The 14,885-nt window shown below is 65.2% G+C and carries 15 protein-coding genes and 1 pseudogene; 2 read left to right on the top strand and 14 right to left on the bottom strand.

Annotated elements, in window-relative coordinates; all coding sequences use genetic code 11:
• Window positions 1-90: 90 nt before the first annotated feature.
• The 4 genes and pseudogenes from GB927_RS19240 to GB927_RS19225 form a co-directional block, all read right to left on the bottom strand.
• Window positions 91-546 carry a MarR family winged helix-turn-helix transcriptional regulator gene (locus tag GB927_RS19240; RefSeq protein WP_256118827.1) on the bottom strand — a complete coding sequence of 152 codons (456 nt, stop codon included), beginning with the start codon at window positions 544-546 and terminating at the stop codon, window positions 91-93.
• Window positions 547-680: 134 nt separating this feature from the next.
• The gene (locus GB927_RS19235) at window positions 681-1,532 is read right to left on the bottom strand and encodes a CDP-alcohol phosphatidyltransferase family protein (protein ID WP_256118826.1); all 852 of its coding nucleotides are present in this window, start codon (window positions 1,530-1,532) and stop codon (window positions 681-683) included.
• An 85-nt stretch (window positions 1,533-1,617) separates the two neighbouring features.
• Window positions 1,618-2,319: pseudogene (locus GB927_RS19230) on the bottom strand (phosphatidylserine decarboxylase); the annotation flags it as partial.
• 105 nt (window positions 2,320-2,424) lie between these two features.
• Window positions 2,425-2,934, bottom strand: a complete 510-nt coding sequence (locus GB927_RS19225) for a hypothetical protein (protein WP_256118825.1) — start codon at window positions 2,932-2,934, stop codon at window positions 2,425-2,427.
• A gap of 154 nt (window positions 2,935-3,088) precedes the next feature.
• On the opposite strand from GB927_RS19225, the gene GB927_RS19220 reads away from it, so the two are divergent.
• The gene (locus GB927_RS19220; protein ID WP_256118824.1) at window positions 3,089-3,736 is read left to right on the top strand and encodes a VOC family protein; all 648 of its coding nucleotides are present in this window, start codon (window positions 3,089-3,091) and stop codon (window positions 3,734-3,736) included.
• Between the two features lie 4 nt (window positions 3,737-3,740).
• Here the strand turns inward: GB927_RS19220 and GB927_RS19215 are convergent, their stop codons facing one another.
• Together GB927_RS19215 and GB927_RS19210 are read right to left on the bottom strand one after the other, a co-directional pair.
• Window positions 3,741-5,633: an ABCB family ABC transporter ATP-binding protein/permease gene (locus GB927_RS19215; RefSeq protein WP_256118823.1), complete on the bottom strand. Its 1,893-nt coding sequence runs from the start codon at window positions 5,631-5,633 to the stop codon at window positions 3,741-3,743.
• 123 nt (window positions 5,634-5,756) lie between these two features.
• Window positions 5,757-8,171, bottom strand: coding sequence for a LysM peptidoglycan-binding domain-containing protein (locus GB927_RS19210; RefSeq protein WP_439655515.1), 2,415 nt, complete (start codon window positions 8,169-8,171; stop codon window positions 5,757-5,759).
• Window positions 8,172-8,331: 160 nt separating this feature from the next.
• Between GB927_RS19210 and GB927_RS19205 the strand changes: the two genes are divergently transcribed.
• Entirely contained in the window at window positions 8,332-8,952 is a 621-nt protein-coding gene (locus GB927_RS19205) for an LOG family protein (RefSeq protein ID WP_256118821.1), read from the top strand.
• Window positions 8,953-9,072: 120 nt separating this feature from the next.
• On the opposite strand, the gene rarD is transcribed toward GB927_RS19205, so the two are convergent.
• The 8 genes from rarD to GB927_RS19165 form a co-directional block, all read right to left on the bottom strand.
• A complete protein-coding gene (rarD, locus tag GB927_RS19200; protein ID WP_256118820.1) occupies window positions 9,073-10,017 on the bottom strand; it encodes an EamA family transporter RarD in 945 nt (314 codons plus the stop codon).
• Between the two features lie 109 nt (window positions 10,018-10,126).
• On the bottom strand, window positions 10,127-11,743 hold the full coding sequence (cimA, locus tag GB927_RS19195; protein ID WP_256118819.1) for a citramalate synthase: 1,617 nt from the start codon (window positions 11,741-11,743) through the stop codon (window positions 10,127-10,129).
• A gap of 28 nt (window positions 11,744-11,771) precedes the next feature.
• Window positions 11,772-12,731, bottom strand: coding sequence for a prolyl aminopeptidase (pip, locus tag GB927_RS19190; RefSeq protein WP_256118818.1), 960 nt, complete (start codon window positions 12,729-12,731; stop codon window positions 11,772-11,774).
• Complete coding sequence (locus GB927_RS19185; protein WP_256118817.1) at window positions 12,728-13,201, bottom strand: GFA family protein; 474 nt, start codon at window positions 13,199-13,201, stop codon at window positions 12,728-12,730. Before GB927_RS19185 ends, pip begins: the two co-directional genes overlap by 4 nt.
• 2 nt (window positions 13,202-13,203) lie before the next feature.
• On the bottom strand, window positions 13,204-13,695 hold the full coding sequence (locus tag GB927_RS19180) for a GFA family protein (protein ID WP_256118816.1): 492 nt from the start codon (window positions 13,693-13,695) through the stop codon (window positions 13,204-13,206).
• Window positions 13,692-14,174 (bottom strand): GFA family protein, encoded by a 483-nt coding sequence (locus tag GB927_RS19175; RefSeq protein WP_256118815.1) that lies wholly within the window; start codon window positions 14,172-14,174, stop codon window positions 13,692-13,694. Before GB927_RS19175 ends, GB927_RS19180 begins: the two co-directional genes overlap by 4 nt.
• Window positions 14,171-14,569, bottom strand: a complete 399-nt coding sequence (locus GB927_RS19170) for a type II toxin-antitoxin system VapC family toxin (RefSeq protein WP_256119078.1) — start codon at window positions 14,567-14,569, stop codon at window positions 14,171-14,173. The genes GB927_RS19175 and GB927_RS19170 overlap by 4 nt, the downstream gene beginning before the upstream one ends.
• 14 nt (window positions 14,570-14,583) lie before the next feature.
• Complete coding sequence (locus GB927_RS19165; RefSeq protein ID WP_256118814.1) at window positions 14,584-14,856, bottom strand: antitoxin; 273 nt, start codon at window positions 14,854-14,856, stop codon at window positions 14,584-14,586.
• Window positions 14,857-14,885 lie beyond the last annotated feature (29 nt).

Below are 14,885 nucleotides of genomic sequence, written 5' to 3'. Positions count from 1 at the left end.
GCGGGACTGGCGCCGCCTCGACGGGTTGCTCCTCGACTGGCTCCTGCGGCTCGTCCTCTGTCCCGCGCGCCTCGGTGGCGGGAACGCTGCTCATGCCTCGACGCTTTCCCGACAGCTCTTGGCGATGTTTTCCGACATGGCGGCAAAGACCTTGACGGTCGTCGACATCTCGCTGGCAGAGATGCTCTTCAGCACGTCGGCGCGCAGCGAGCGCGCAAGGTCCAGCACCTCTTCGGCGACCTTGGCGCCGTGGGGCGTCATGGCGATCTGCTTGGCGCGGCGGTCGCCCTCGACCGACTGGCGCTCGATGAAACCCTGCTTTTCCATGCCGTCGAGCAGGCGCACCAGCGTCGGCGTCTCGATGTCGAGCTCGTCGGCCAGTTCACGCTGGTTGAGGTTCACGCCGCGGCCGAGGATGAGGAGCGCTCGGGCGCGGGGCAGCGTCAGCCCCCTCTCCTTCACCCGGGCATCAAACAGCGCGCGCATCTTGCGCTGCACCCGGGACAGGTCGTCGAGGAGGCGTTCGCGAGGATCGGTAGCGTTCATCTTGCTAGTCCAACTACTATTAGCTTGCTATCTATTTGTTTGCTAGTTAGTCGACCTGCAATAAAAAATCAAGCCCTGTCCACAAGCTGTAGACAGGGCTTTCACGGGGTTCACGCGGATGTGATAGCGAGGGTTTAGTGGCCGTCCGTTTCTTCCGGGAATTCGCTGGCGCCATGGGTGGTGGGCGCCGACCAACCGCCATATTTGCGCTTCCAGGAGCGCGCGCCGAAGGGCAAGGTCGCGAGATAGCCGACGACCGTCACCACCATGGTTTCCCAGGTGAAGCTCATCAGGGTCGCGACATAGAGCACGACGAGCAGGATCGCCGGCAGCACGAGATCGCGGCGGATGCGGCTGCCTTCCGACTTGCCCGACCAGACCGGCAGGCGGCTCACCAGCAGGAAGCCGATCAGCACGGTGTAACCGGACGCCAGGAAGCCGAAGAGCGGGCTCGGCGCGATGCCGAGGAAACCGAGATAGACCGGCAGCAGCACCAGCATGGCGCCCGCCGGCGCCGGCACGCCGACGAAATATTCCGTCTGCCACTTCGCCTTGGTCTCGCGCTCGGCCATGACGTTGAAGCGCGCAAGGCGCAGGCCCGCGGCGATCGCGTAGATCAGCGCCGCGATCCAGCCGAAGGAGCGCGCCTGGTCGAGAATGAAGACGTAGAGCACCAGCGCCGGGGCCACGCCGAAATTGACGATATCGGCCAGCGAATCCATCTGGCCGCCAAATTTCGAGGTCGCCTTCAGGAGGCGCGCGATGCGCCCGTCGATGCCATCGAGGAAGGCGGCGAGCAGCACCATGCCGACGGCGAGCTCGTAACGGTTCTCGAAGGCGAGCCGGATGCCCGTCAGGCCGGCGCAGATGGCGAGAACCGTGATGACGTTGGGGATGATGATGCGCAGCGGGATTTCACGCAGGCGCGGGCCGCGAGCCTCGTCGTTCGGGCCATTCGGCTCATAGGGCGGAAAGGGTGTGTCCATCTCTTTTCGCTTCGTTCTCTCTCGTCTGCGGGCGGCTGTCACAGTGCTAGATAAGCCACAACTGCCAATGGTCAATCGCGCGGTCTCAACCGCGGCGGCTAATCACCGGCCCCTTTGCCGAACCGAATTCCGCCAGCACCGTCTCACCGGCGATGGCCATCTGGCCGACGCTGACGCGCGGCTCGGCGCCTGCCGGCAGGAAGACATCGAGACGCGAGCCGAAGCGGATGAGGCCGAAACGTTCGCCGGCCTCCAGGCTGTCGTTCATCACGGTCCAGCACAGGATGCGCCGCGCGACGAGGCCGGCGATCTGCACAACGCCGATCTGGCCATGCGCCGTCTCGATGACGAGGCCGTTGCGCTCGTTCTCCTGGCTCGCCTTGTCGAGGTCGGCATTGAGGAATTTGCCGGCGCGATAGGCGACGCGCGAGACGCGGCCGCGCATGGGCGCGCGGTTCACATGGCAGTTGAAGACATTCATGAAGACGGAGATGCGCATCATCGGCTGGTCGCCGAGCTCCAGCTCGGAGGGCGGCGTCACCATGGCGACCGCCGAGACGCGGCCATCCGCCGGACTGATGACGAGGTCGTCGTCCTGCGGCGTCATGCGCTCGGGATCGCGGAAGAAATAGGCGCACCAGGCCGTGAGGATGAAGCCGATCCACATCAGCGGCTCCCAGGCGGCACCCAGCAGCAGCGAGGCGACGAAGAAGCCGGCCACGAACTTCCAGCCCTCCCGGTGGATCGGGACCAGGGTGCTGCGTATCGTATCGACCAAACTCATCTTCCGACATCTCCTGCTGTTTTCACGCCATGGACCTAGCGTGAAACGAGGGCGGGAGCAATGCGGCGTGGCGAATAGCCCCCAGCCGCGCCCTGCGCCTGCCTCACGTCAATCCCGCCGGGGTTTCAAAGGTTCCGTGGCGGCAAACGCCGTCTCGATGCGCTTCAGCAGCCGCTCGGCCGCCGCGCGCGTGCGAAATTCGCGCGTCTCGAAGCGCCGGCCGTCCGCGGCGCTCAGGATGACGGCCCAGGTCGAATCCCCCTCCATCGCCTCCACCTCGACCACCTCCAGGTGCATGTCGTCGTTCTCGCCGAAGGTGTCGCGCCGAAGCTTCAGGAACGGCCGCTTGCGCTCAATGGTGATGCGGCCCGGCCCGACGATCCACAGCCCGGCCGCGCCATTCAGCCCGGCCCAGGCCACCGGCCCGCCGACCGACCAGGCGCCCAGAATGAGAAAGAAGAAGAAGGGGCTGGTGATGTTGGGCGGCCAGACGCCGGGATGCAGCTCCCAGGTCGCGACGGTTACGACGAAAAGGCCGGCGAGGACAAGAAACAGGCGCAGCGCGAAGGGCACCGGAACGGGGTGCCGGAACAGGCCGTCTTCGCCGATCGTGTCCATCATCGACCTCCGCAATCCATCATGCGCCTCACCTTCTAACTTGGTGTTGACAAGCTTTGATCAACAGGGGCAAAATTTTCGCGTTGCTGTAGGGCGCATCGGCAAGGGCCGAAGGGGCAATGCCCACCTTCGAACCGAAACCGTAGCTGCGCCCATGCCCAACCTCGAAAACCTCAAGAAGCAGGCCAAGCAATATCTGCGCTGGCATCGCGAAGGGCACTATCCGGTGGCCGCGGCCATCCGCGCCGCCCTGCCCCGCTTCTGGCCCCTCACCGATCGTGAGGTGCTGGATGCGCCGTTCTCGCTTGCCGATGCACAGGAGCTTGTCGCCCGCCAGAACGGGTTTGAAGGATGGCAGGCGCTCAGGACAGGAGCCCTCGCCGTGAGCGACATGACCGAAAAGAAAGCCGAACAGCCCTTTCTCAGCGGTGCGGAGCCGGTGCTTTACGTCACCGATTTTCCCGCCTCGCTTGCCTTCTTCACGGAAAAACTCGGCTTTGCCGTCGATTTCACTTATGGCGACCCGCCATTCTACGGCGTGGTCCAGCGCGACCGCGCGCGGCTCTGCCTGCGCTTCGTCGACGAGCCCGTCTTCGTCGGCGACATCCGCCGCCGCGAGGAGCTGCTCTTGGCCTCGATCACGCTCGACAGTGCCGCCGCGATCAAGCAGTTGTTCCTCGATTACCAGGCGGCCGGCGTCACCTTCCACCTGCCGCTGAAGACGCAGCCCTGGGGCGCACGCAACTTCATCCTGCTCGATCCGGACGGCAACCTGATCCTGTTTGCCGGCCCCGGCGATTGATGGGTCAGCTCGCCGCGGGATGGCGCACGACGATGCCGAGATCGTCGCTCTCGCGCACCTGCTTCAGCCGTTCCTCGGCCTGCACCGCCTCGCGCTGGCGGTTCCACATGGAGGCGTAGAGGCCGTCGTCGCGCTGCATCAGCTCGCCATGGGTGCCGCGCTCGGCGATCACGCCGTCCTTCAGCACGATGATCTCGTCGGCCGAAATGACGGTGGAGAGGCGGTGGGCGATGACCAGCGTGGTGCGGTTCTTCGACACGACGTCGAGTGCGGCCTGGATTTCCTGCTCCGTGCGGGTATCGAGCGCCGAGGTCGCCTCGTCGAGGATGAGGATCGGCGGGCTTTTCAGGATGGTGCGGGCAATGGCGACACGCTGCTTCTCGCCGCCGGAAAGCTTCAGCCCGCGCTCGCCGACCATCGCCCTAAACCCTTCCGGCAGGTGGCGAATGAAGGGACCGATCTGGGCGGCCTCGGCGGCAGCGGAAACCTCCACGTCGCTGGCGCCCGGCCGGCCGTAGCGGATGTTGTAGGCGATCGTGTCGTTGAACAGCACCGTATCCTGCGGCACCATGCCGATCACCGAGCGCAGGCTCTTCTGGGTCACGTCGCGCACATCCTGGCCGTCGACGGTGATCGTGCCCTGCTGCACGTCGTAGAAGCGGTAGAGCAGCCGTGAGAGCGTCGATTTGCCTGCCCCGGACGGACCGACGACGGCCACGGTCTTTCCCGCTGGCACGTCGAAGGAAATGCCCTTGAGGATCGGGCGGGCCGGATCATAGGCGAAAAACACGTCCTTGAAGGAGATCGCGCCCTCGGTGACGACGAGGTCGGCGGCGCCCGGCTTGTCCTGCACCTCCTGCTCGACTTCCAGCAGATCGAACATCTGCTCGATATCCGTCAGGCCCTGGCGGATTTCGCGGTAGACAAAGCCGATGAAATTGAGCGGGATGGCGAGCTGGATCAGCATCGCATTGATGAAGACGAAATCGCCGACCGTCTGTTCCCCGCGCTGCACGGCCATCGCCGACAGCGCCATCATGACCGCCATGCCGACGCCGAAGATCAACGCCTGGCCGAAGTTGAGCCAGCCGAGCGAGGTCCAGACCTGGGTGGCCGCCTTCTCGTAGCGCTCCATCGACTGGTCGAAGCGGCGCGCCTCCATCTCCTCGTTGCCGAAATATTTGACGGTCTCGAAGTTCAGGAGCGAGTCGATCGCCTTGGTGTTGGCTTCCGTGTCGCTGTCGTTCATCGAGCGGCGGATGGAGATGCGCCAGTCGCTCGCGCGAACTGTGAACCAGATGTAGAGACAGACGGTGATGGCAGTGACGACCAGATAATCGAAGCCGTAGCCCCACCAGAAGATGGCGGCGGTCAGAAGGAATTCGATGAAGGTCGGGATGCTGTTGAGGATCGTGAAGCGCACGATCGTCTCGATGCCCTTGGTGCCGCGCTCGATGACGCGCGACAGGCCGCCGGTGCGCCGCTCCAGATGGAAGCGCAGCGACAGACGATGCAGGTGCACGAAGGTACGGTAGGCGAGCTGGCGCACGGCATATTGCCCGACGCTGGCGAAGAGCGCGTCGCGCAGCTGGTTGAGGCCGGCTTGCAGGATGCGCGCACCGTTATAGGCGAGCACCAGCATGACGGCGCCGAGCAGGAAGGCCGGCAGCAGGGCGACCGCATCCGCCTTGCCGTTCAACGCATCGGTCGCCCATTTGAAGAAATAGGGCACGAGCAGCAGCACGACCTTGGACAAGAGCAGGAAGACCGACGCCCAGATGACGCGCATCTTCAGGTCCGGCCGGTCGGACGGCCACATATAGGGCCAGAGGTTCACCAGCGTGTGGAAGGGATTGCTGCTGTCGGCCGAAACCGTCTTCTTCGTCGTCGTTGCCACGCTGGCCTCCGCCGGACCGCCGTGATGATCCGGGAATCGCTCGAATGAAAATGCGGCGCCCCGTGGAGCGCCGCATCGTGCAGATAGGTCCTTGCCGGCTGCTTCGCAACAGTCCGCGGGAAATCAATTACCCCGTACGCGCTTGCGATGCAGTTCCTCGGCTTCGGCGTCGCTCTCCGCCGTCTTGTCCGGCACGCCGAACACCTGGCCGGGGATGATGCGGTCCGGATTGGTGATCTGGTCCTCGTTGGCGAGGTAGATCGTCGTGTAGCGCACACCCTTGCCGTAGATGCGGCGGGAGATCTGCCACAGCGTATCGCCGCGGCGGATGATCACCGAGGTCTTGCTGGCCTGGAGCGGCGCCTGCTCCACCGTTTCCGGCTCTTCGGCAACCGCCTGCTCGCTGCCCGCTGCCGTGCCGCCAGCGGTGGTGCCGCTCTCGGTGGAAGCCGCGGTGCCGGCGGCCGTCGTGGTGTCCTCCGCCGGAGTGGTGGTTTCGGCAGCCGTGGCCCCATTGGCCCCTTCGTTGCCGGAGGCGACGGCATTGGCCGCTGCCGTCAGCGACGGCATGCCTTCGAGTGCTGCGAGCGCCTGCTGGTAGGCTTCCTTGCCGGCGCCGGCCGGAACGGCGGCGAGGCGATCGAGCGCCGTCGACGCCCAGCCCTTCAGCCGCTCGATGGCCGCGGTGACGTCTGAGGCAGTGCCGGCGGGCGGCGCGAAGCCGGTGATGCTCTTCAGCGCGGTCTCAAGTGCCGAGCGGGCGGTCTGGATTTCCGCCGTGGTCGCATTGCGGCCGTCGGAGAACAGGCTCACGAACTGCTGCTGGAGCGCGGTCGCCTGGTCCGCGAGCGCCTCGATGGAGCGGTCCGCCGCGGCAGAAGCCGCGCCGACCACCGCCTCGGCCTTCTCGATTGCCGGTGCAAGCGCCTCGGCAACAGCCGTCTCGATGGAGCCCAGCGCTTCGCCGACCGCGGCCGCATCCTTCGGAAGCGACTGGAGGCTGGCAAGGGCGGAGGCAGCCGCGGCAGAGGCCCTGGCGGCCATGTCGCGGGCCGCTTCGCCCTCCTCGGCACCGGGCCTAAACTCGGCCAGCGAGCGCAGCGCGATCTCGGTGGCCGAGCGTGCCGCCGCCAGTTCCTCGGCCGTCGGCACGCGGCCGTTGGCATAGAGTCCCTTCAGGAGCGCGATCGCCTTGTCGGCCTCGCTGCGCAGCTTGTCGAAAGTGCCGCCGCCGATGAGGCCGAGCGCCGGGCCGGTATCGCCCGTGGCGCTGTCCTGCGCCACCACGGCAACCTGCTCGCCTTCCGGCCGGTCGAACGGAACGGAGGCGCGGAACTCCACCTTGCCGCCGTCGGGGCTCATCACGTCGGCGCGCACCGTGTGGCGGCCGACAGACAGGTCGATCGTGCCGTCCGCGACGTAGCGGCCGGCTTCGTCGGCCTTCGCCTCGCCGACGAGCTTGTCGTCGGCATAGATGCGCACCAGCGCGCCGGGCTTTGCCGTGCCGGCGATGAACATGCGCTCGCCTTCCAGCTCGACCGCCGAAACGCGGGCCTGCGCCTTGGACGTAGCTTCCGTCGCGGTCACGCCCGCAGCGCCTTCAGCCGTGGCGGCGCTTTCCGTCGCGGCACTCTGCGTGTCGGCCCCCTGCGTATCAGCACTCGCGGTTGCGGTCTCGCCCGATGCGGCGGCGGTGCCTTCGTCGGTCGCCTTGGCCGTTTCGGTCGCGGGCTTTTCGACGGCCGTGGTTCCGGCGTCAGTCGCCGTGGCGGTTTCGCCGGCCGGCTGGTCGAGCGTCTTTTCCGCCGTCGCCGTGGCATCGGCCGCGGCTTTCTCGGCTGCTTCCGGCACCGTGATCAGGCGGCTCGCCTCGCCGGGCTTGGAGACCATGGCGAGCAGCTCGCCGGCGGTATCCTTCGGCACGGAGACGGTCGCGACCTCTTCCGAGGTCTTCGTCGCGCCCTTGTCGTCCTTGGTGTTGAGGGTGAGCTGGTAGTCGCCGGCCGCAAGCGGCTGGTCGAAGACGGCAGCGAAATCGCCGGACGGGCCGATATCGGCCGTGGCGACCACCGTCTCGCCATTCTTGATTTCCAGCTTTGTATTGGGCTGGCCGCGGCCGGCGATCACCGTGGAGCCATCCGGCTCGACACGCAGCAGATCGAAGGCGGGCGTGACCCAGGCGGCGGTCGCATCGGCCGGCGTCGTCTCGGCCTTGGCGACCTCCTGCGTCGCGGTCTCGGTGGATGCGGCCTCGCCGGTCGTGGCGTCCGCTGCCGGCTTCTCGGCTTCCGCGGTGGCATCGCTTCCGGCGGCGGGTTCGGTCGTGGTCGCGGCACCGGTCTCGGTCTTCGGACGGGCCTGTTTTCCGTCCGCCGTCGTGGTCTCGCCGCCCCCTTCGGTCACCTTGTTGGTGAGGTTGGCGACGGGCGTTTCCGCCGGCGTTTCCTTGTTCATGTTGGGCAGCACGAGGAAAACCATGAGCAGCGTTGCCACCGCCAGCACGATCAAGGCCACCAGACCGGTCTTGTTGTTCATCATCAACTCTCTTTCTATCCCGGTTTCGCGGGCGTCCCCTCCTGAAATTGCTACCGATTCCCAAGGTTTTGCACAAGGTTCCCGAGACGTTCCAGGCCCTTGGTGCCATGCTTTTTCCGTCATTATCCTTGACGAGGCTCCTGCCGGGTGGCTGAATCCCGTCATGAGTGAACAAACCCTGCCGATTCGATCCGTCTGCGTCTACTGCGGCTCCCAGCCGGGCCGTGATTCTGCCTATATCGCCGCGGGCCGGCGGCTGGGTCAGGCCATGGCCGAAAACCATCTCCGCCTCGTCTATGGCGGCGGCACGAAAGGCATCATGGGGGCGGTCGCCAGCGGCGTGCTCTCGCATGGCGGCCGCGTCACCGGCATCATACCGCAATTCCTCGTCGATATGGAGGCCACCCGTCATTCGCTCGGGCAATTGAGCGAATTGATCATCACGCCCGACATGCACGAGCGAAAGCACAAGATGTTCGACCGGGCCGACGCCTTCGTGGCGCTGCCGGGCGGCATCGGCACGCTGGAGGAGATCGTCGAGGTGATGACCTGGGCGCAGCTCGGCCGTCACCGCAAGCCGATGGTCTTCGCCAATATCGGCGGCTTCTGGGATCCGATGCTGAAGCTCATCCGTCACATGGCGGACGAAGGCTTCATCCACACCGCCCATCTCGTGCAGCCGATGGTCATCGACGAACCGGAAGAGATCGTCTCCGCCCTCGTCGAGCATTGGGCCGGCCAGGTGGACCGCGACGGCGAAGCGGATATTATCGCGCGGCTTTGAGACGTATCAGCCGAAAACCTCTCCTCCGTCATGGTCGGGCCTGACCCGACCATCCACGCCCTGCGTGCCGCATGGATCCTCGGGTCGAGCCCGAGGATGACGTCCGCGGGTGGGCGAGGTTCATTCCGCCGGCTTGAGTTCCGTGGCGGCGATTCGGCGTGCCCGCGCGGTGCGCAGCATGGAGCCGGAATAGATGACCAGCGCCACCCAGATCAGGATGAAGGCGATCAGCTTGGCCGTGCCGAAGGGCTCGCCGAAGACGAAGACGGCGATGATGAAGATCATCGTCGGCGCGATATATTGCATGATGGCGATGGTCGAGAGGCGCAGGAGCTTCGCGCCGTTGGCATAGATCATCAGCGGGATGGCGGTGACGATGCCGCAGGCGAGCAGCCACAGCACGTCCGCCATGCCGGTATCGCCGAAATGCCCTTCGCCCGAGGCTTCGAGCCAGACGATGTAGCCGAGCGCCGGCACGCTGAGCAGCAGCACTTCCAGGAAGAATCCCTGGTTCGGCCCGATCGGCAGCGTCTTGCGGAAGAAGGCATAGAAGCCCCAGGACAGGCAGAGCCCGATCGACACCCAGGGCAGGCCGCCGGCATCGAAGGCGAGCACGCCGACGGCGACGGCGGCAAGCGCGATCGCCACCATCTGTGCCCGGTCCGGCATTTCCTTCAAGAGCACCGCGCCGAGGAAGATCGAGAAGAGCGGGTTGATATAGTAGCCGAGCGCCGTCTCGATCGCCCGGCCCGCACCGATCGCCCAGACATAGATGCCCCAGTTGATGGTGATCAGCACCGCCGTCAGCGTCGCCATGCCGAGCATGCGCGGCGAGCGCAGCGCCGCCTTGATATCACCCGTGCGCCCGAGCCAGACCAGCACGAGGCCGGCAAGCGGCACCGACCAGACGATGCGGTGCGCCACCACCTCGGAGGCGGGGATATGCGCCACGGCCTTCATGAAGAAGGGCAGGAAGCCCCAGAGCAGGTAGGCCGTCAGGGCGAAGGCAAAACCGCGCGGCGAATCGCCGGTTTGGGGGCCGCTGGTGGAATTCGCGTCGGCCATGGTGTCATTTCCCGTCGATTTATGGATTTTCCGACGTCGTACTCCAACCAACGCAAATGCACCAATTCATTCCGGTGAAGGGATGATGAGCGGCGCTGAACCTATCCCACTACTCCGCTGCCACCCGGCCCGCCTCGCCGCGGTTCTTCAGGAGCTTGTAGACGATCGAATCCATCAGCGCCTGGAAGGAGGCGTCGATGATGTTGTCGGAGACGCCGACCGTCCACCAGCGCGCGCCGCTGCCGTCGGTCGATTCGATCAGCACGCGGGTGATCGCCTCGGTGCCGCCGTTGAGGATACGCACCTTGTAGTCCGCAAGTTCCAGATCGGCGATCTCGGCCTGGTATTTGCCGAGGTCCTTGCGGAGCGCCAGGTCCAGCGCATTGACCGGGCCGTGACCCTCGGCCACCGACATCATCGTCTCGCCATCGACGATGACCCGCACCACTGCTTCCGAAACCGTCTTGAGCTGGCCGTTGGCGTCATAGCGGCGCTCGACCATCACGCGAAAACTCTCGACGTGGAAGAAATCCGGCACCGTGCCGAGCGTGCGGTAGGCGAGCAATGCGAAACTCGCATCCGCCCCCTCATAGGCATAACCGGTCGCCTCGCGTTCCTTGACGATCTGGATCAGGCGGTCGAGTTTCGGATCGTCCTTGCCGACCGTAATGCCGCGCAGTTTCAGCGCGTTGATGAAATTCGCCTTGCCGCCCTGGTCCGACACCATGACCTTGCGCAGGTTGCCCACGCTTTCCGGCGTGACGTGTTCGTAGGTGCGCGGGTCCTTGAGCAGCGCCGAGGCGTGGATGCCGGCCTTAGTGGCGAAGGCGGAGGCGCCGACATAAGGCGCCTGATGATCCGGCGAGCGGTTCAGGAGTTCATCGAACGTGTGGGCCAGCTTGGTAAGGCCGGTGAGCTTTTCCGCGTCGATGCCGATTTCGAAGCGGCCGGTATAGGCTTCCTTCAGCGCCAGCGTCGGGATCAGCGTCACCAGGTTGGCGTTGCCGCAGCGCTCGCCGATGCCGTTCAGCGTGCCCTGGATCTGGCGCACGCCGGCTTCCACGGCGGCGAGCGAATTGGCGACGGCCTGGCCCGTATCGTTGTGGGCGTGGATGCCGAGGTTTTCGCCCGGCACGCCGGCGGCGATGACGGCCGCGACGATCGCCTGGATTTCCGACGGCTGCGTGCCGCCATTGGTGTCACAGAGCACGACCCAGCGCGCGCCGGCGGCAAAGGCCGTCGTGGCGCAGGCCAATGCATAATCCGGGTTGGCCTTGTAGCCGTCGAAGAAATGCTCGCAATCGACCATGGATTCGCGGCCGGAGGCCACCACGGCTTTCACCGATTCGGAGATGCTTTCGAGGTTCTCCTCGTTCGAACAGCCGAGCGCCACGCGCACATGATAGTCCCAGCTCTTGGCGACAAGACAGATCGCGTCGCTCTTCGAGCCAAGCAGGGCCGCAAGCCCCGGATCGTTGGAGGCGGAAACGCCGGCGCGCTTCGTCATGCCGAAGGCGACGAATTTGGCGCGGCCGGTGCGTTTCTTTGCGAAAAAGGCCGTATCCGTCGGGTTGGCGCCCGGATAGCCGCCCTCGACATAGTCCAGGCCGAACTCATCCAGCATGCCGGCAATCGCAATCTTGTCCTCGACGGAAAAGTCGATGCCGGGCGTCTGCTGGCCATCGCGCAGCGTGGTGTCGAAGAGGTGGATACGGTCTTTTTTCATCGGTTCCCTCCCTGGGAACGGTCTTGTCTTACTGCTTGCCCGCGAACTTGTCGGTCGCGTAGATCAGCCGGTCGAGGATGCCCGGCTCGGAATAGGCGTGCCCTGCCCCTTCCACAATGTAGAATTCCGCTTCCGGCCAGGCCTTGTGCAGCCCCCAGGCATATTTCGCCGGGCATGGCATGTCGTAGCGGCCGTGCACGATGAGACCCGGAATGCCCTTCAGCTTGTGGGCATCACGCAAGAGCTGCCCTTCCTCCAGCCAGCCGGCATTGACGAAGAAATGGTTCTCGATGCGGGCGAAGGCGTGGGCGTATTCTTCCTCGGCGAAGGGATCGCTGGTCGCGGGCTCCGGCAAAAGCGTGATGGTCTCGCCTTCCCAAAGGCTCCAGGCCTTGGCGGCGGCGATGCGGGTCGCCTTGTCGTCGCTGGTAAGGCGGCGATGGTAGGCGTGCATCATCTCGTGGCGCTCTTCCGGCGGGATGGGCGCGATGAAGCGCTCCCACTTGTCCGGGAACATTTCCGAGACGCCGAACTGGTAGTACCAGTCGAGTTCGCCCTTGGTCAGCGTGTAGATGCCGCGCACGACGAGTTCGGAGACGCGCTCCGGGTATTTTTCCGCATAGGCGAGCGCCAGCGTCGAGCCCCAGGAGCCACCGAAGACCAGCCATTTTTCCGCGCCCGCCATCTCGCGCAGCCGCTCGATATCGGCAACGAGGTGCCAGGTCGTGTTGGCCTCCAGTTCCGCATGCGGCGTGGACTTGCCGCAGCCGCGCTGGTCGAACAGCGTCACGTCGTAGAGCGCCGGGTCGAACAAGCGGCGGTGGTTCGGGCCGATCGTGCCGCCGGGGCCGCCATGCAGGAAGACGGCGGGCTTGGCGCCGGGCGTGCCGACGCGCTCCCAATAGATGCTGTGTCCGTCGCCGACATCCAGATGGCCGGAGGCGTAGGGTTCGATTTCGGGGTAGAGGGTGCGCAAGGTCTCGCTCATAATTTCAATCCGTGGGCAGGCCAGTTTTCGGTGTCGTGGTCAGGGTGCTGGAAGGAGATGATGCTTTCCTGCTGGCTGTAATAGTCTGGGTCGTCATGCACGGGGGCGGAGAAGATCGTCTCGACCCAAGGGTTGCGCGATCCGTAGTTGACCTGGATCTGCGGCGCGAGGTCGCTGCGGTCGTCGAAGGTGCCGATGGCGATTTCCAGCCCGCCGGGATGCTTGTAGGTCAGCGGCGTGCCGCATTGCTTGCAGAAGCCGCGGGCGATGTTGATGGACGACTGGAAGTAGCTCGGCTCGTCGCGCGTCCATTCCGTCTCGCCCTTTACGGTGACGAGCGGCCCGAAAAAGCCGCCGAACTGCTTCTGGCACATGCGGCAATGGCAGATCGACGGGCGGCCGAGTTCGCCCCTGATGCGGAAGCGGACGGCGCCGCACTGGCAACCTCCGGTACGAACGGTCTCAGTCATGTCTAGTCCTCCGGCGGCCAATGATCGGTGTCGTAGTCGGGATGCTGGCGGTTCGAGTCGCGGATTTTCGCGTGGCGCGCCTCGCCACCCTCGCCTTCGTTGCTCTCGCTTTCGGCAAGCTTCGGCAATTGCGAAAACCAGACGAGCCGCGATTCGAAGCCGGACTGGGCGATCGGTCGCACGTCCTCCGGGTCGTCGAGCGAGCCGAGCGTGACATTGATATGCGCGGCGGCGAGGCCGTCGTAGAAGAGCGGCGTGCCGCAATCCCGGCAGAAGCCGCGGCGCACGATTTCAGAGGACTGGAACCAGCCCGGCTCGCCGCGGGTCACCGAAAAACGCGTGCGCGGCGCGTTGGCGAGCGGCAGGAAATAGTTGCCCGCCGCCTTCTGGCACATGCGGCAATGGCACAGATGCGGATCGCCGAGCGTGCCCTCCACGCGGTAACGCACTGCGCCGCACTGACAGCCGCCGGTATAGATGCGCGAAATGCTCATCGCTTCCGCTCCGGCGGCCAGTCGTCGGTGTCGTGGTCCGGGTGCTGGTAGGAGACAAGATCGGCGAGGAACGACGCCGCATCCTGGTCTGCCATCGTGTCCTCGCCCGGCAGGTCGTGGATGGTATCGACATAGGGCAGCTTCGCCTCGATGCCCCATTGGATGCGCGGCGCGATCTCGGCTGGATCGTCGAAGGCAGCGATGGTGAGCGCCACCCCGTCCGGCGCCTCATAGGTCAGCGGCGTGCCGCAATCGCCGCAGAAACCGCGATAACCATGGTTCGAGGATTGGAACCGCTTGGGCTCGCCCCGCGTCCAGGTGAGCTTTGCCTCGCGCACGGAAACGAGCGGCAGATAGAAATTCCCGCTCGCCTTCTGGCACATGCGGCAATGGCAGACCGACGCATCACCCAAAGCGCCCTCGACATGGAAACGCACGGCGCCACACTGGCAGCCGCCGGTGTAGAAGGGGGTGCTCATGGCGCGGCCTCCAGCCAGTTTTCGACCTTCAGGCCTTCCACGCGGGAAAATTCGCGGATGTTGGCGGTGACGAGTGTCAAGTCGAGCGAGAGGGCATGGGCGGCGATCAGCATGTCGTAAGGGCCGATCGGGGTTCCCTTGCGTTCGAGCTCATAGCGTATCTCAGCAAAACGCTCGCTCGCGTCCGATTCCAGTGGCACGGCCGGAACGGCCAATAGAAATGTCTCCACGCGATTGCGAAGAGCTTCCGAGCCCTTCTTTTTGACGCCAAAGCGCAATTCGCAGACGGTGACAGCGCTGAGACACAGGCGGCCTTTGCCCGCAACCCTGCTTCGTACCACGGCAGCGCCTTCCGGATTGCGCACCATATCCGACACGATATTGGTATCGAGCATGTAGCGGTGATCGCTCACAAGTCGACATCCCTTGGCGGCAGCAACCCTTCATCGATATCCGGGAAGTCTTCCTCCAGCGGCTCGAGCGTGGCAAGCCATTCGAACAGGTCGAGCTTCTTGAGCTTCGGCTCGATGATAAGTCGGTCGCCCTCCTTGCGCATCACCGCCTCATTGCCGGGAAGTTCAAACTCCACGGGAATGCGGACCGCCTGGTTGCGGCCATTGCGGAAAAGCTTGACGTCGCGTTCCGGCGACGGTTCGGGCAATTCTTTCGGTCTCGCATTCATGGCGGCCTCCATCGATTACGACATATGCC

The sequence above is a fragment of the Shinella lacus genome (assembly GCF_010994755.1).
Classification (GTDB): domain Bacteria; phylum Pseudomonadota; class Alphaproteobacteria; order Rhizobiales; family Rhizobiaceae; genus Shinella; species Shinella lacus.
This window is presented reverse-complemented; position numbering and strand designations above follow the sequence as displayed.